Source organism: Spirosoma pulveris, assembly GCF_054781875.1.
Window position 1 is genome coordinate 1 of record NZ_BAAGTO010000018.1, and the last position, 16,453, is coordinate 16,453.

Sequence of the window (16,453 nt, forward strand, 5' to 3'; positions counted from 1 at the left end):
GATATTTTTCGAGGTTTTGAGCTGCTTTTTCTTAACTGAGAAAGGGAACCGAAGGTAGAAAATCCGATCAGCCTGATTAGACAACCAAAAGTCAAGTTAGAAAGCAGAGTTGTGCAACAGCCACGAGCGATTACTGAGACGAAAAAAATTATATGTATTTGCTCCTTAAATCGGGCGTTTTATGAACGGGTGGGTCAAGGCTAGTATAATCTATAACAGGCTGTACTAGCCGGAAATAGATGTCGATTTTTTACTTGTTGTATCTGCTTGCGAAGGGATAGGTTTGTAACGGACATTAAACCGCGACAATCATGAAAATAAGTCTTCTTTTGCTGCTCCTTGCTGGCCTATGTCAAACCGTTTCCCGCGCTCAATCGAAAACCTACGTGCTCGTTCATGGAGGCTGGCAGGGGGCCTGGTGTTGGAAAAAGGTAGTACCCCTGCTGGAAGCCAAGGGTAATCGGGTGGTGGCGATGGATTTGCCCGGGCACGGTGACGACAAAACTTCCCCCGTTACGGTTACTCTGGAGGAGTATACAAATAAAGTCGTTCAGCTCGCCAAGGCCCAAACAGGTCCCATTATTCTCGTTGGCCACTCCATGGCGGGCGTTGTGATTGCCCAGGCCGCTGAGCGATTAGGCAAACAGAAAGTGGCCAAACTGGTCTTTCTGGATGCCTTTATGCCTAAAAATGGTGAGTCTGTTTTTGCCCTGGCCGCCAAAGCCGAAGAACTGAATAAAGCCGCGGGTAAACCTGCGTTAGGACCCTCCCTAAGTCAGTGCCTTCTGCTAGCGGATGACAAGCAGACTTCCAGGGTCGATCCGGCTCGAGTCGCCCAGTTATTTTACCAGGACTGTTCGGCTGACGATATAGCCTTTGCCAAAGCGCACATAGGGCCGCAACCCATGGGTTGTCTGGGGACACCGGTACAGGTGTCGGATGCTCAGTACGGAGCTATCCCAAAAGTGTATATTCTTTGTACTCAGGCCAAAGACCTGGACAAACAGAGTATAGCCAATAACGTACCGATCCAGAAAATGTATACCTTAGCCAGTAGTCATTCCCCGTTTTTCTCCATGCCCGAAAAACTGGTAGCTATCCTTCAGGTGCTATGATCTTTCGTGAAATACGTCCTTGCCTGGCCCTGCAGTCCTATGTAAGAAATTATCTGCTGGTCAATCTGGTTTATCATCCCGCTGATTTCCCCAAAACCCCGTATCCAACGCGGCTGGAGCAGGCCCTGGTATTTTTCGTTCGGGGATTTATTACCTCTCATGATTCAGGAACGGGAAGAACGGTACCGATCGCCCAAAATGCCCTGTTTGGCCAACAAGTCTCCCGGCTTGACTTCCAATGCGTTGTGCAGACCGACTTCCTGATGGTACAGGTCATTTTTCAACCGGGGGCTCTCTATCGTTTAGTCGGGATGCCCAGTACGGAGCTGACCGGGCAGTTTTGTGATGGGGAGTCCGTCCTAAATTCGGAATTACAGACGGTCAATGATCAACTGGCGAATGCGAAAGACGAGACTGAGATGATCGAACGGATTGAGCAGTACATGGTAAGTAAATTAAAAAAGGTCAAGCGGGAAGCGCATCCCATTGATCGCATTGGGGAGCTATTACTGCATCACCCGGTACCTTTTTCATTGGATTGGCTGGCGGATCAAGCCAATCTGAGTTCCCGTCAATTTGAGCGAAAATTTAGCGAACGGATTGGCATTGGCCCCAAACTTTACAGTCGGATTAGTCGATTTTTTCAGACGATAACCTATAAAGAAAGGCACCCTGATCAGGATTGGTTGACCGTAGCGGTTGAATTCGGCTATACCGATTATGACCACCTGGTGAAAGATTTCAAGCAATTTGCCCGTGTTACACCGAACTTACTAATGAAAGAATATGGCCAACGTCCCCAGATTATCGTCAATCTTTAAACTAGTCGAAACATACGACTGAAATGGCCGACCTAACCTAGGTTAACCTGTTAATCCAGCTCACCTGGTAGATGGGTCGTGGCTTTTAACCATCCATTCCTCCCGTTAGAAAGTCTTCCCTGACGAGTACTAAATGTCCATACAATGGAGTTAGATCATGTATTTATCTTTACGCATCGGGCTCAACAAGCCGCCACCACCTTACAATCGGTTGGCCTAACGGAAGGCACCCCTAATGTCCATCCCGGACAAGGAACCGCTTGTCGACGCTTCTTTTTTCAGAATGCGTATCTAGAATTGGCCTGGGTGATTCGGGCGGATGAACTTAAAAATCCGGTGCTTAAACGAACCAACCTATGGGAACGCTCACAATACGAGTGCACCCAGTATTGTCCCTTTGGCCTTTGTTTCAGAACCAAGCCGCCATCGGGCCAGTCCATTCGCTTACTTTTTGAGGATGGCTGGCGCTATCACTCCGATTATTTACCCCCAGGCCAGTATGACAACATAGCCTCCAATGAGGACTATCCGGCTGAACCCATGCTCTTTGAGATGCCCTTTTTTGGCTTAGCTCCTAAAGACTACCCGCCAGAAAAGCAACAGCCTCTGACGCATGCGAAGGGGTTCCAGGAACTGACGAAGGTAACCTTAACACTACCCCCGTCCACAGACGCCTTATCGCCGGCGATGAAAAAGGTGCTTGCTGAAAGCCTAATTCACTGTTCACCCGGAGAGGACTACCGGATCACGCTACAATTTGACGTGGGCAAATACGATCAACAGCAACGTTTTATGCCTCTTCTTCCCTTAGTCGTTACCTGGTAGCGAATGCCTGCTTTCCGGCCAGAGGCTTTTCACTACCTGCTTAAACGCACACGAGTGCGATCCAATCCCGGCCGATTGGTCGCTACACCCCTAATTAGACGCTTAAAACGGATACTACCTATTCGGGGATGGGGGTGCCGGGTTTTATATCGACATTGTGATACGAGACAATTTTCCAGGCACCGGCCTCTTTGGTGACCACCTGGAGTAAACGGGTGTTGAGTTGCCCCTTGGCATCTAATTGAATTCTGGGGGGAAGCCCTTCTTTGGCAAAGCCGGAGACCTGGCACAAGGTCTCTAAAAGGGCCACATCGGAGCGGACAAATTTCAAAGACACGATTTTCTGCCTTAAGACCGTATGCTTAAAAAAGCTGTTGAAAATCACCTCGTGCTGATCCAAAAACGCTTGATGGCCCTTGAAGAACATACCCCCAATATTGGTAAAGGTGCCATCAGCGGAAAATGACTGGGAGTAGGCCGGGGCATCCCCTTTGTTCCAGGCCTGCTCCTCCTGTCGGAGAATGGTATAAATTGATAACGAGTCTTGGGCATTTTGCGCCAGGAGGCCCGATGAAGTAAGCATGAGCGTAAGGGTCAAAGCTCGTCGGAAAGCTGCGTTTATTTTCATGATTTGGGCTTTACATAAACTAATTTGTAAGCTACCCAAAGAAATACACCTGACCTCGCCTGCTTTATTCATCGGTAAACGAGGGGAAGCCTTTATTGAGGCATTTCGACTGGCCACTGGACAGTTCCTATAAATCACTGTATCATAAAATGCTCCCCCGTGAGACTAGAGAGCAGTTATAAAGCGGCTTTCTATAATGGGCACTTAAAAAGACGAAGTAGTCAACGGTTAGTGAGTAGAGCCCAGTACGTAGACTGATCTGATTTTATGAAGGTCAGCCGAAGGGAGAACAGCTATGTGATCGCTATGACAACCCCTGAATCTATCCGTTGGCTATGGCCAGTAAGCTGGTTGAGTGTATAGGGTGAAACGCTCATTCATACATACGAAACATTTCTATGGATTCATAGGTAATGTTCATGTGAGTTTGTACTAAGCTCATTTCCAATCCTTTTCTTTTGTCAACAACCGGCCCCATAGTTTGTATCGAAGATGATGAGGACGACCAACAGTTAGTGAGCGTCGCCCTCAAGGAGCTTCAAGTCGCCAATGAATTACTCTTTTTTAGGGATGGCAAAACGGCGCTTCAGTATTTAGAGAGTACCGCCCAGAAACCTTTTCTCATCTTGTGTGACATCAATTTGCCGGTCATCAATGGCATCGAGCTACGAAAACAGCTCAACCAAAATGAGTATCTGAGACGAAAATCCATTCCCTTCCTGTTTGTCTCGACGGCCGCCGATCCTGGATTAGTTCGGACGGCCTACGACGAAACGGTTCAGGGGTACTTTAAGAAACCGGTACGCTATTCCAACCTGAAAGAACAGATCAGATTGATTCTGGCTTATTGGAGTGAATGTCTGCATCCGGATGGTAATCTTTAACTTGACACTCGCCCAAAACGGTTAATGTCAGGGTGGCATTAATTATAGCTATCGACCAAAAGGACAACGCCCGGTTGTGCAAGGCGTTGTCCTTTCCCAAGGAGCGTAGGTTACTAACTATTTGGACAATTATTAAAAACTAATCGTCTTACAAAAACGCTCCCATCTGAGACGAAGGGCGATATGCGTATCGATAATTCGGGCGTTAAATGAAACGGTAGACCAGTCCTTCTCGTTAAGGAAGCGACTTTTAAGCATGATATGATTGACAAAAGATTTTGCGGCTACAGATTACCCCCGGGCGTCCCCGCCAAGTCCCTTGCCTGTTGACAGCATCCCGACCGCACAGGCAACCACACATAGCCAACTCCATACCATAATAAAAAGGAAAACAGGCGGCCTAGCCCCAGCGGAATTCTATTGCCCCAAAGACCCCACTAGATGCATCAACGTAAGCGAAAACCTAAACTTCGCCGGGCGCTGGTATCCGTATAAAAAAGTTCGGTACGGAAATGTGCAATAGGAGGATGCATTTCGCTAGTTTTAATAGCTGTCCAGTGGTCCGCCAACGCGGCTCAATCATAGAGCATACGGTATTCGAAGGCTTATTGTTCATTGCAACGTTTGTTTGCTTTCGCTCGGCATGTTGACTGTTTACTTCCGCAGATGTCCGTACAGATTAGGGGCAGTGTTGAGCATTTCGAATTGTCGTTGATGCCAATAGGGATACGCCGGTCTGATAGCACTAACCGCATCCAGGCGTTTAATCTGTTCGACGTTGAGGTTCCAACCCACCGCTTCCAGATTTTGAAGCAGTTGCTGCTCGTTTCTTGCTCCAATGATCACATTGGCTACGGTAGGCCGCTGAAGTACCCAGTTCAATGCGATCTGCGTTACCGATTTCCCGGTTTCTTCAGCTAGTTCAGTTAGTACATCCACAATAGTATACAGCCTGCGTTCATCCTCTTCGCTGTTGACCACGGGACTGCCGCCCTGCGCGACACGGCCCTCCTGGGGAACTGGTTCATTCCTGCGGTATTTTCCGGAAAGTTTACCGCCTGCCAGTGGGCTCCAGACGATGGTCCCCACGTTTTCCTTGATGCCGAGGGGCATGAGTTCCCACTCAAAGTCTCTGTTTAGCAGCGAGTAGTAGGCCTGGTGGCTGATATAGCGTGACCAGCCATACCGCTCGGAAATGGACAGCGACTTCATCAGGTGCCAGCCTGAAAAATTGGAGCAGGCGATATAACGAACCTTACCACTTGTCACCAGTTGTTCCAGCGCTTTTAATGTTTCTTCGATCGGCGTATTGGCATCAAAGCCATGCATGTGGTAAATATCGATGTGGTCGGTACCTAACCGCTTTAAACTATCTTCACAGGCACTGATCAGGTGTACGCTGGACGAGCCAAAATCATTCGCTCCGTTACCCATGGGGAAGGTAGCTTTAGTCGACAGGAGCACCCGGTTCCGTTTGCCTGCGATAGCCTGCCCAAGTATTTCCTCGGCCATACCGGCCGAATAAACATTGGCCGTATCGAATAAATTGACCCCCGCTTCTAAGCAGAGGTCAATTAATCGAGCCGCTTCGTTGACCTGGGTACTGCCCCAGGCCTTAAAGAAATCATTGCCACCGCCAAAGGTGGCGGTACCAAAGCTCAAAACGGGCACACGTAATCCCGAATGGCCCAGTTGTCTGTATTCCATGTTAATCAGTATATTGGTCTAAAAACGTTAATGCCGGGCCATCACCTACGACCTTTCCCTTTAAGCAGTTTAGGAAAGCGACTGTATGGTCAACGCGTACGTGCGCGTCGAAGGCCTCCTGGGTTTTAAACACTTCATAAAACAGGATAACATTCGTTGTGTCCTTTCGGGTATTGAGCAGGAACAGTTCACTGCCATCCTCGTTTCGCGTAGCTTCCCACACCTTCTGAGCAGCCAAAAGAACTTCGCTTTCAAATCCGTTCAGAATAGTGATCTCTGCCGTCAAGGCGATCGTTGTATTTTTTCTCATCCGTAATCGGCTTAATGGCTAAAGCATTTGATCAACCTTGAATAATAATCCGGGAATTCGTTCAGGTGGGCCAGAGCGATCTTACCCGTTAAAAGGGGATCGTTACCCGTCACGTCCGTTGAGGGGTCGTGTAGTCCGTGTTCCAATTCGATCTCCAGGCCCTGCCGGAATTCCTCAATAATAGTTTTTGTCCAGTCTATACCTAGCTGCGAACCGATCTGGTAGGCTTCTTCTTTTGTAAAATGCTGTTTATTTTCCTGTTCCATTTTGCTCTTTTTATATTGGTAAAATCTTGACTTGTGGGGTGATAACTAAAATCCGTTCCAGCCTGATGCTTTTGATCAGCCAGCGGCCATCTAGGTACTGATAGGTTTCATAGTATCTTCCGAAACCCTGGGTGGTCGTCGGCTTATCCTGACCATCTCTATTGACCACCAGATCGGTCATTGACCAGATTCCGTCGGCCTCAACAGCCGTGTTAAGGTTGATCTCCGGCATAGAGCCCGAATGGGCCGTAATGGTATGCGCATGTCGTTCTGAAAAATTACCGATCAGTTCCTCCTTTCCCGCCACGCTGATCTTGCCGGGAGGATAGTGAAAACTGACATCATCGGTGAGGCAAGCGGCCAGGCCTGGCCAATCCTTGTTGTCCAGGCATCGGAAATAACGGGCCTTCAGTTGCCTGATCTCTTCTATAGCAGCCAGTTTGTTCATCTCATAGTTGTTTTATGTAGTCGACCATTCGCCGGCGGAGCGCCTCATCAGGCAGCGGACCGCTACCGGCGGCTATATTATCGATCGCATGCTTGCTGTTGCTGGTCGCAGGGATCACGCAGGTAACGGCTGGGTGTGCCAGGATATACTTCAGGAAAAACGAAGACCAGGTATCCATACCTGCCTCGGCAGCCCATTGGGGAACTGGCTTCCCCACCACTCTTTTTAAGGGAAGCCCGGCGCCAAGCGGCCGGTTGATGATCGTTGCAACCCCGGCATCGCTTGCTGCACCAAGCAATCGCTCTTCCGCATGGCGCTCGGTCAGGGAATAGTTGAATTGGACAAAGTCGATCGGCTCCGTATTGATTATCTTTTCGAGTGCTTCATGGCTGGCATCGGTGTAGTGCGTGATCCCGATATAGCGCAATCTGTCTTGTTCTTTAAAGCGACGTAAAGACCGGATATGCGTCTGCCAGTCCACCAGGTTGTGAACCTGCACCAGGTCGAGCCGCGACCGGCGCATCTGATGCAGCGAGTTTTCAACTTGGCGAATGCCTTCCTGCATGCCATTCGTCCATACCTTGGTGGCGTAAAAGAATTCATCGCCCACCTCCATCGTGGAGGTAATATCACCGATGACCTTCTCCGAACGGCCGTACATCGGCGAACTGTCGATCAGGCGTCCCCCACCGGTATAAAGCGTTTGGAAGATCTGCTCGTAAATGGGGTTACGCTGGCTATTGCTCACGTCAAGTGTCTGCCAGCTGCCAAGCCCGATCACCGGCAACGGTTCACCGGTGGAGGGTATCATTCGTTTCAACATAGTTGTCATAGCTGAGCCTGATCGGTCCTGATTACAGGATAAATGCACAAACTGCCCCTGGTTTGACGGACGAAAAGCAACGGCAACAGAACAGCACCCGGATTTTCGGTACCAGGAAGCCTGGCATACATTCCAATTCTTTCGTTTGACCGTTATAAATCTTTCTGAAGGCGTTCGTCGATGGCTGTCATGATCGCATCCCTCCTCAGTGACGCTACATTCGGCAGAGACACGTTCAATTTGATCCATTCCAGTGCTTCCGGCACATTGCGGCAGCAGGTGCCGCAGACGCCGTAAGCCTTTTCGATATTGATCCGTCTGGCTTGTTCATAGAATGGCTCATCCACGACATTGATGACCGCTTTCACCTTTTGCCGCATCAGACTCCTGTTTTCATCCAGCCATACGTTCCTGGCTTCATTATTCTCCCTCGATGGCTTAGGCAGTGCACGGTCCATTTTGAACAGCCGGAGCCATACGCAGTTGCCCCCGCATCGCAGTTGGCAAGCAGAAGCATCCAGTTCTTGCTGGTACTCATCCCGTCCGTCCCGCGAGTCGGTAATTGAAATATAAAGCGGTGGATGATCGAGTATTTCGTAGTAAGGCATTGATAAAGCTTATGCGTTAGCCCCGCCGTCGACAGTAAGCACTGTTCCGTTGGTATAGGGATTTGACATCAGGTACAGCGCAGCCTCAGCAAGCATGTCCGGTTGTCCGATGATCTGGGCAGGCAGGCCTTCGGCGGCACTTTTGTAAAAACCGGCGCGTTCCCGTTCCGGGATAAAATCCCAAGTGGGTGAGGATACCACTCCTGGTGAGAGCACGTTTACCCGTACCGGGCTCAGTTCATAAACCAGATTCTTGGCCAGCCCATGTAAAGCGCTATTGACCGCGCCTACGATGGCCGCACCGGCGCTACCCTTATCGGCAGCGGCCCCGGAGTAATAGACGATACTGCCGTCTTTGTTGATTTTGCCTGCCAGGCATTTAGTCAATAAGATGGGACCCCATAATTTGGAACCGATCATATCGCTGATTTCGGATGATGAGAGTTCGGAGAGGGGCTTGAAGGTGAGCCTTGCCGCTGTACTCACCAGGTGATCGATCGCACCGAGTTGCTCCGCTAGCGCTTTCACCTGATCCTCATGGCTGATGTCAAGCACATGCCCCTTGACCTTTTCCGCATCGGTGAACTGGGCAACGGCTTTATCCATTCGATCTTGACTGCTGCCCAGCAGGTGTACGGTGCCGCCCTCAGCAACTACTTTTTTGGCCAGTGCAAGTCCCATTCCGGAACTTCCTCCAGCGATTACCACGGTTTTATTCTGGATACTCATTTTCTTACTTTCTTAGTCAATAGGCAGGAATGATCCGCTCGGCTTTCAGCTCATCGAATGTTTCAAGGAAAGAATCAACGCTGGGCTTGTGCATGTGGTGAAATCCGGCACGCCGGAACTTGTTGACATCAAAGAAAGCGTCAGCTTCTACGTTGAAAATAAAATCACCAAAAGGCCAGTTAGCCAGATCGCCGATGGTATAGGGCTTCAGGTTGTAACGGTTGACGATAGCCTGCCATACCATTTCTTTGTCGGCCATATAGGTCACCAGATTAAATGTAATCGGATCAGCAGTACTCACGCCGAAATAGTCAGCCAAGGCTGGCCATATCTGTCGCCAGCGGAAGATGTCTCCATTGGTTACGTTATAGATATTTTCATAACATTCCTCGTTGAGGGCAGCGAACTCCATGCCTTTCCCCAGGATCTCGGCATCCGTGACATTGACCAGCACATCAAAGGCTTTATCCGATCCCGGAAAACGGAAAGGCACATCAAGCTCCCGGCATAAGGTTGCGTACACAGCGATCAGGTTGGCCATGTTCATCGGGTTACCGACGGCATAGCCCACCATGATATCAGGACGCACCGCTGTCCAGCTCCATGATTTGCCTGCAGATTGTTTGGTCAGGTAATCCTGCTGGCTGTAGTAAAAGTTAGGCGGAAAGTGCCTTGCGTCGCTCTCCAACGCCGGTGTTTTGTATTTACCCAGATGGGCGCCGTAAGCCTTGCCTCCCTGAATAAAGGTGATGTGTTTAAATGCCGGCGCGTGCCTTTCCAGGCCCTCGACCAGGTTTTGTAACAGCAGCAGGTTATCACTGGTCTGTTCGGCCAATGTCGGGCGTTCCATGTAAGCAGCGTAGAACACATGCGTGACTGCTGCCAGCATTGCTGCCTTCCGGTCTAACGAAGATGGGTCGCGCAGGTCCATCTGTACCGTTGATGCGGTAGTGTCATAATCCAACGGCCTGTTGGACGTGACGATCACCTGTTTCCAGTTTTCGGCCGATTCTAAGTATCGGGTGGTGTTGCGGCCAATAATACCGTTACCACCGACCACCAAGGCTACATTGGATTCTTGCATCGTGATTTAATTTTATGAACTCATGTACCAGCCGCCATTGACGTTGATCGTCTGTCCATTGATGTAACCGTTAGTTGCCAACAACCTCACCACATCTGCTACCTCTTCCGGCTGGCCGAACCTGCCGATAGGGATTAGTGTGGGTTTGATACTTGAATTGCCTTTGATCATATCGGTCTCGATCAGCGCCGGTGCAATGGCATTGGCGGTAATACCGCCGTACTGGGCCAGCATGGTCGCATAGGAATGCGTCAGACCGATCATGCCGGCTTTCGCTGCGGCATAATGAGGCCCGATCACACCCCCTAACTGGGCAGCAACGGATGATATATTAATGATACGGCCATGCTGCTTCTCGATCATGGCCGGAAGTGCGGCCTGTGTGACTAAAAAAGCGGACGTCAGATTGACCGCGAGCGATCGCTGAAAGTCCGCCAAGGAAACCTCAAGCAGTGGTTTAACCGGATTGATCCCGGCATTATTAACCACAATGTCCACGTTGCCGGTCTCCCGTTTGATCGTCGAAAACAGGTCATTGACCGACTGCTCATCCGATACATCAGCCTGTATCGCCAGGGCAGTGCCTCCTGATGTCTGTATCTCGGTTACCACCTGGTCCGCTTTTTCAGGGCTGCTGTTAAAGTTGATGATTACTGTTGCGCCCGCTTCAGCAAGCGATAGGGCAATTGCCCGGCCAAGCCCCCGAGAAGCGCCCGTTACCAAGGCTACTTGTTGTTTCAGTGTCGAATTGTTCATAGTCGAATAGCTGTACAAAGGTATTGGCGAGGTACCGAACCCGTTAGAACTTGCTGTACAGCTATTGGTACTTTTCGTGCATCACTCATCGGACGGTGCTATCCATTCCATGCAAGGCTTTTTGCAGTCCTTGCACCGCGCATATAAACGAAGAGTGAACAAAGGTCTGGGGAAAATTGCCCAGCATCACCCCGTGTTCCACATCGGCTTCCTCGCTGAAAAAGCCCAAGTCGTTGCTACATTTTAAAACAGCTTCCAATATGGCCTGTGCTTTATGAAGATCGCCAGCAATGCTGTAGTAATGGGACATCCAACAGCTTGCTGCCAGGAACATACCTTCCTTTGATGAATCAAATTCTTCAAGCCTGCGTCGATACAACCCATTCTGGCTATATTCCCTTTCTATACGCGAAATCGTCGTGATCATGGCTTTACTGTCCGCCCGGTCATATCCCCAGGGGACAAACAACGCGGTGGTAACGTCCACGTCTTGTGAACCGGCAAACATGGCATAGGCACCGTCGTTGGTCATGCAATGTTCATCGATGAATTGCCGGATAAGACGAGCATTCCTCAACCAGCGTTCGGCCACGGCCTTATCATTTTGATAATCAGCCATCAGTTCTAGCCCGCGAGCGGCAAAAGCTTTGCTGGATGTGTAATGCTGTTGCTGTTCTTCTTCCCATATACCATTGTCCCTCCGTTCCCAATTCTTGCAGATGAAATCAGCAATACTGACCACGTAGTCCCAATGGAACTTTTCATGGGACTTGTCATAAATAAGCTTCGACGCCAATAGTATGTTTGCTTCCGCATCTAACTGAAACTGTTTGGCCGCCGTATTGCCGACCCGTACCGGACGGCTGCCCAGATAGCCGGAAAGTGGTAGTTCACGGTGGGCAGAATTCAGGGTGCGGTCAATTGCATAAAAGCAGGAAACATGGATCTCGTGATTTTCTCGCATTGCTCCAGCAATAAAACCAAGGAAGTCCTGCTCCAGTCGTCCGGTCGTATCCAATTGTACTAAAGCACCCGTGATCAGCGCAGCGTCGCGCATCCACACATAACGGTAATCGTAATTGCGTTCACCTCCGGTCACTTCAGGAAGAGAGGTTGTTGCCGCAGCGATGATACCACCTGATGGATAGTAGGTAAGCTGCTGGAGTGCACGAAGTGAATTTCTGACCTCGTATTCATAAATTCCATGATAATTGACCCGCTTTTCAAGGGTCAACCATGCCTCTGACGTAACTTCAAATGCTTGCTCCAGCATTTCTGCACCGAAAATTTGCCGGTCTGTCAGGGCCGCTCAACCACTTTGCCCGGCGGGCACCTCGAAGTGTAGCCGTTCACCAACAATCTTTACGGGGTGCGATGCCGATAGATACAGGCCTGTTGACGGAAAGTGGATGATCGTATCTCGGATCGCTACCAGTTGCTCCGGCTCCAGGCCAAAGTCTTTTCTTAAAAGCAATACATTTAGCAACGCCTGCGGTGTTTCTGAGAATTTTCGGCAGATACCTTGAAACAGGGAATTCATCGGCATAAAATCAGTGATGGTCATTCCCCTGTCACCAATAGCATAAGACGTTTGCAGGATACTCGAACGGCCCTGGTACTGGCGGCTTATAAACGACTTGTCCGATGTGGAAACGGACCAGAACCCGCCTAGGTCTTCGTTCACCAACAATGACAGGACCGCTTCATGGTCAAATCTACCCGGACAATACCATGAAATTGTGCCCTCCTTGTCAGTGAGGGCACAGGTATAGCGATCGCTGATCACAGCGAGATCAGCAATATCAGGTTGGCGTGGGGTCATACTTCTGCACCCATCTGCTGCATCAAACCACCGTCCATCACATAGCTGGCTCCGGTGACGTAGTCGGAATCAGGCGAAGCCAAGAAAAGGGCCAGCTTACCAATCTCTTCAGGGTAACCGGCGCGTTTCCAGGGGGTCATGGGGCCTTTTTTCGCCCGCTCTTCCATGTTTTCCAGGATATCAGAATTCATTGGCGTTACAATCATACCGGGTGCAAGATTGTTGACATTAATCTGCAGTTCAGCCAGCTCCAGCGCGAGCGTACGGGTGAAGTTCCTAAGGGCGCCTTTGGCCGCATTGTAATCGGCCATGCCTTTGGCGGCAATCTCCTCATGTACAGACGTGATGTTGATGATCTTTCCTTTGCCACCTTGAGACTTCCGGTGTTGGGCAAAACTGCGGCATATGTAAAATGAACCATAAAGGTCTGACTTGATCGTGAGATCAAACTCCGCTGCCGTTAATTCGGTCACTGGCTTTTTAGCCCCGACGACGCCGGCAGAATTGACCAAAATATCGACTTTCCCAAAATGGTCGATGGCTTTAGCAAACAAGGCTATCACCGCCTGTTCATCGGTAATGTCGATCTGTTGGAGCAGCGCATTTTTACTAACCCCCCGGATCGCATTAACGGTTTTGTTTGCGCCCTGTAGGTCGGTGTGATAGCAAACCACGACATCGGCGCCTTCATTGGCAAACTCTATTCCAACAGCCTGCCCCATACCGGAATCAGCACCGGTGACAATAGCCGTTTTTCCTTCAAGTTTTTTCATTGTATGTTACACTAGTTGCTTTCGCAAAATTCTTACCATACATGATCAAAATGTTGGCACTTTCAGTGGTAGCTTTGGTATTTTTGGTACAGTTCTTTGCGGTATTCGGCCGGGGTCATGCCTTCTTTTTTTTTGAACTGCCGGGAAAAATAGGAAAAGTCGTTAAACCCGAGTAGTTCAGCAATATGCCCGATCGGTTGTTCACTATGCAAAAGCAGGCGTTTTGCTTCCAGCAGCAGGCGGTCACGGATGATCTCTCCGGTAGGTTTTCCAGTGACCTGTTTACATATTTCGTTTACCCGGTGGGCCGTCAGATTCAACTTATCCGCGTAAAATTCCACGCTAGTTTCCCGCTTAAAGTGATGCTCGATTAGCTTTTTGAGTTGCTTAAACCGCACCACGCTGATCAAGTCAGTGCCGCTGCCTTCCTGATTCGTAATGGACCGTTGGATCCGCTTGAGAAAAACGAACAATAGATTCGCGATGATAAAAGGTGATTTTTCTTGGCGCATTGCCTCTTCGAACAGCAGTTCCATAACCGGTCTTAATTCCTTGATTGCCTCTTCATCTAACTTGAAATAGGGATTAGCGTACGAATTATCCAGAAACGCAAACTCCATGACGGCATCTTTATTCGGTGTGTTCAGCAAAAGGAAGTCTTCCGTAAACGTCAACGAATAGCCCGTTACCGACTCGGCCTTGTTCATCAGATGCAGTTGCCCTGGCGAGATAAAAAAGAGCATATCAGGTTCAATAGTGATTTGGTGATAGTCGATGACGTTAATCGATTTACCACTGGTCAGCCACATAATCTCATAAAAGCTGTGCTTGTGCGGCCATTGCAATTTCGGTGGGCGTTGTAGATGCTCGAATCGCTCGACCATGAATTGGTTATCAATAGCCTGGAATGATGGAAAATCAGCAATTTGGTAAGTAGGAATCATTCTGATTTACTAGTAGTGGATTTTAACGAATCAAAGTGCCTTGTTTGTCTTACTGAATGTAGCCGACCAGTAAGGCAAACACTCGGCTGACGTTAATTTCATCGCTCACTAGAGGCCCAGTTACTAGGAACGGAAGGAGATCGGTTTGGGACGGTTTGGGTACTAATCTCACGTCGAGCTTCGATTAGCCATTCACCGATTACAAGCTTATTTACTGAATCACAAAACGTTCGTTAACTTTGATTCATGCCCTTAAAATAACAGGCTCTTTTAGAAAGATCTACTTTTTGTTCTAGGAATTCGAACAGGTTTTAATGTATAAAATCTGTTAGGAAGATTATCTCTAATACTTAGCACATCCGTTAGCATGAGCTCAACCAGGACTGTTGTGCCCGTAGCTGGGCACTATAAAGAGAAGATTAGTGTGTCTCACAAATCGCTCCTTCAAAAAGTCATCTATTGAGTAATCCAAATTCTTATTTTCCTTAGGGTATGATACGGACTGCCATTTAATCGGTCGAACTACTCAAATGACTGAATATCAAATACTCAAGTGTCGCCTCTACACAAACATGCTGCTGAATGCCGCTCATCAGGAGGCCGTAATACCGCCCAATAAATTAAGTGTAGCGTGCTAAAAAGGCCGATTGGGGCGAAACGAGGGGGCACCTGGGTCGGCTCACCGGCCGGGGTAAGTGCCCCCCTGACCACGTCTGCTCCACTCGTCAGGGACAAGCAGGCTATTGACCGGATCCGGATAAGGGAGACCTCTCCTGAAAAGCGGCCAGTTTAGCGGCCATCTTCTCGACCCGGCCGCGAGCCACCCGGATTAGCTGCCCATCGAGCAGGGTCAAGCTCATGCTCCTTGCGTTGGGATGGGATACAGCGCCCACATAAGCAGGGTTGATTAAGGCCCCCCGGTTGGCCCGCAGAAACTCGGGCAATGGCTCCTCAAACGCTTTCAGGGTTCGGCTCACCAGTAAGGGCCTCTTTTGCCCGCTCAGATGGAGGCGGGTATAGTTGCCCTGGCCTTCCAGCCAGCGGATTTGGGCCACGGGTTGGGGGGTGCCGTAGCCGGGCAGGACTAAACGACCCTTCTTAAGTGGTATGGGTTTCATGGCGTTCCTTAAATGGACCCACTCCGCAGGGCACTAGGGGACAGGGGTGGAAATTCCGGCAGGGTTGGCCAGCGGTCCTGATGTCTGCCCATGGACTCAATGCATAAAACGCCTGGTTCAGCTGGACCAGGCGTTTTACGAATTCTCCCTATTGGTGTAGTGTCGGTATGGTCGTCAAGGGTTTAGACGCTGATTCAGGGGAAAGAAACGACTACCAGCTGACTTATTAGCTAGCGGGCCACTTGGGTAAGCCTTTGGCTCCTACTGTCCTTTGCGGTAGGGATGAACAACCGGGTTAGTCACTACCCTGGGTAAGAAAGGAGTTGGTTAGGGAGGGCTTGAGCCGCCGGGGCGATGGATGATCCGTGGGGTTTTCATTATCTACCTGGTCCAACGGATGGGTTTACAACAGGCCTCGCTAGCCCGCTCGTTAAGTTGGTCATTGTTTAGGCGAGACCGTTGTAACGGCCTCACCTGACTAATTCATTAAAATCCGGGATTAGGATAAAGCTCCGATGTAGAGAAGGGCACAATGACACGGTCTTACCCAGCGGGTAAGAGCGGCCACGCAGTTGCCGGTTCAGCTAGCCAAAGACCCCCTTCGAGGGGTAGCCAAAGGAGACGGGTGAAATTAGGCGGGATCTGGATGGGAATATTTACCCGCTGTCATCTCATGACTATACTTACCATCTTCCCGTTACGAAGCAGGGAAAGGGACCACTTACTCATATTACCCCTTCGTACGGTTCAGCGTACGGTTTTATCCTGGTAAAAGACTAATTTACCGGGAAT

At 49.6% G+C, this 16,453-nt stretch carries 19 protein-coding genes; 4 read left to right on the plus strand and 15 right to left on the minus strand.

Going from position 1 to position 16,453, the window contains the following annotated elements:
• Positions 1 to 311: 311 nt before the first annotated feature.
• The 3 genes from ACYVJM_RS29630 to ACYVJM_RS29640 all read left to right on the plus strand — a co-directional run bounded on the left by ACYVJM_RS29630 (position 312) and on the right by ACYVJM_RS29640 (position 2,761).
• Entirely contained in the window at positions 312 to 1,115 is an 804-nt protein-coding gene (locus ACYVJM_RS29630) for an alpha/beta fold hydrolase (protein ID WP_461151745.1), read from the plus strand.
• Positions 1,112 to 1,936 carry a helix-turn-helix domain-containing protein gene (locus ACYVJM_RS29635; protein WP_461151746.1) on the plus strand — a complete coding sequence of 275 codons (825 nt, stop codon included), beginning with the start codon at positions 1,112 to 1,114 and terminating at the stop codon, positions 1,934 to 1,936. The genes ACYVJM_RS29630 and ACYVJM_RS29635 overlap by 4 nt, the downstream gene beginning before the upstream one ends.
• Positions 1,937 to 2,080: 144 nt before the next feature.
• Complete coding sequence (locus ACYVJM_RS29640) at positions 2,081 to 2,761, plus strand: VOC family protein (protein WP_461151747.1); 681 nt, start codon at positions 2,081 to 2,083, stop codon at positions 2,759 to 2,761.
• 118 nt (positions 2,762 to 2,879) lie between these two features.
• On the opposite strand, the gene ACYVJM_RS29645 is transcribed toward ACYVJM_RS29640, so the two are convergent.
• Positions 2,880 to 3,389: a YybH family protein gene (locus ACYVJM_RS29645; RefSeq protein WP_461151748.1), complete on the minus strand. Its 510-nt coding sequence runs from the start codon at positions 3,387 to 3,389 to the stop codon at positions 2,880 to 2,882.
• Positions 3,390 to 3,847: 458 nt separating this feature from the next.
• Here ACYVJM_RS29645 and ACYVJM_RS29650 point away from each other — a divergent pair, with 458 nt between their 5' ends.
• Positions 3,848 to 4,273 (plus strand): response regulator, encoded by a 426-nt coding sequence (locus tag ACYVJM_RS29650; RefSeq protein WP_461151749.1) that lies wholly within the window; start codon positions 3,848 to 3,850, stop codon positions 4,271 to 4,273.
• A 654-nt stretch (positions 4,274 to 4,927) separates the two neighbouring features.
• Here ACYVJM_RS29650 and ACYVJM_RS29655 read toward each other — a convergent pair.
• The 14 genes from ACYVJM_RS29655 to ACYVJM_RS29720 all read right to left on the minus strand — a co-directional run bounded on the left by ACYVJM_RS29655 (position 4,928) and on the right by ACYVJM_RS29720 (position 15,661).
• The gene (locus ACYVJM_RS29655) at positions 4,928 to 5,980 is read right to left on the minus strand and encodes an aldo/keto reductase (RefSeq protein ID WP_461151750.1); all 1,053 of its coding nucleotides are present in this window, start codon (positions 5,978 to 5,980) and stop codon (positions 4,928 to 4,930) included.
• Position 5,981: 1 nt separating this feature from the next.
• The gene (locus tag ACYVJM_RS29660) at positions 5,982 to 6,290 is read right to left on the minus strand and encodes a putative quinol monooxygenase (protein WP_461151751.1); all 309 of its coding nucleotides are present in this window, start codon (positions 6,288 to 6,290) and stop codon (positions 5,982 to 5,984) included.
• An 11-nt stretch (positions 6,291 to 6,301) separates the two neighbouring features.
• Entirely contained in the window at positions 6,302 to 6,556 is a 255-nt protein-coding gene (locus tag ACYVJM_RS29665) for a DUF5661 family protein (protein WP_461151752.1), read from the minus strand.
• A 10-nt stretch (positions 6,557 to 6,566) separates the two neighbouring features.
• On the minus strand, positions 6,567 to 7,004 hold the full coding sequence (locus tag ACYVJM_RS29670; protein WP_461151753.1) for a nuclear transport factor 2 family protein: 438 nt from the start codon (positions 7,002 to 7,004) through the stop codon (positions 6,567 to 6,569).
• A 1-nt stretch (position 7,005) separates the two neighbouring features.
• Positions 7,006 to 7,815 (minus strand): aldo/keto reductase, encoded by an 810-nt coding sequence (locus tag ACYVJM_RS29675; protein WP_461151754.1) that lies wholly within the window; start codon positions 7,813 to 7,815, stop codon positions 7,006 to 7,008.
• A 164-nt stretch (positions 7,816 to 7,979) separates the two neighbouring features.
• Positions 7,980 to 8,435: a hypothetical protein gene (locus ACYVJM_RS29680; RefSeq protein WP_461151755.1), complete on the minus strand. Its 456-nt coding sequence runs from the start codon at positions 8,433 to 8,435 to the stop codon at positions 7,980 to 7,982.
• Positions 8,436 to 8,444: 9 nt separating this feature from the next.
• Positions 8,445 to 9,164, minus strand: coding sequence for an SDR family oxidoreductase (locus ACYVJM_RS29685; protein ID WP_461151756.1), 720 nt, complete (start codon positions 9,162 to 9,164; stop codon positions 8,445 to 8,447).
• A gap of 16 nt (positions 9,165 to 9,180) precedes the next feature.
• Positions 9,181 to 10,248, minus strand: a complete 1,068-nt coding sequence (locus ACYVJM_RS29690) for an SDR family oxidoreductase (RefSeq protein ID WP_461151757.1) — start codon at positions 10,246 to 10,248, stop codon at positions 9,181 to 9,183.
• A gap of 12 nt (positions 10,249 to 10,260) precedes the next feature.
• On the minus strand, positions 10,261 to 11,004 hold the full coding sequence (locus ACYVJM_RS29695; RefSeq protein WP_461151758.1) for a 3-oxoacyl-ACP reductase family protein: 744 nt from the start codon (positions 11,002 to 11,004) through the stop codon (positions 10,261 to 10,263).
• 85 nt (positions 11,005 to 11,089) lie between these two features.
• Positions 11,090 to 12,277 (minus strand): glycoside hydrolase family 15 protein, encoded by a 1,188-nt coding sequence (locus tag ACYVJM_RS29700; RefSeq protein WP_461151759.1) that lies wholly within the window; start codon positions 12,275 to 12,277, stop codon positions 11,090 to 11,092.
• A gap of 36 nt (positions 12,278 to 12,313) precedes the next feature.
• Complete coding sequence (locus ACYVJM_RS29705; RefSeq protein WP_461151760.1) at positions 12,314 to 12,826, minus strand: trehalase-like domain-containing protein; 513 nt, start codon at positions 12,824 to 12,826, stop codon at positions 12,314 to 12,316.
• On the minus strand, positions 12,823 to 13,599 hold the full coding sequence (locus ACYVJM_RS29710) for an SDR family NAD(P)-dependent oxidoreductase (protein ID WP_461151761.1): 777 nt from the start codon (positions 13,597 to 13,599) through the stop codon (positions 12,823 to 12,825). Before ACYVJM_RS29710 ends, ACYVJM_RS29705 begins: the two co-directional genes overlap by 4 nt.
• A 62-nt stretch (positions 13,600 to 13,661) precedes the next feature.
• On the minus strand, positions 13,662 to 14,543 hold the full coding sequence (locus tag ACYVJM_RS29715) for a helix-turn-helix domain-containing protein (RefSeq protein WP_461151762.1): 882 nt from the start codon (positions 14,541 to 14,543) through the stop codon (positions 13,662 to 13,664).
• Between the two features lie 740 nt (positions 14,544 to 15,283).
• Positions 15,284 to 15,661 carry a LytR/AlgR family response regulator transcription factor gene (locus ACYVJM_RS29720; RefSeq protein ID WP_461151763.1) on the minus strand — a complete coding sequence of 126 codons (378 nt, stop codon included), beginning with the start codon at positions 15,659 to 15,661 and terminating at the stop codon, positions 15,284 to 15,286.
• Positions 15,662 to 16,453 lie beyond the last annotated feature (792 nt).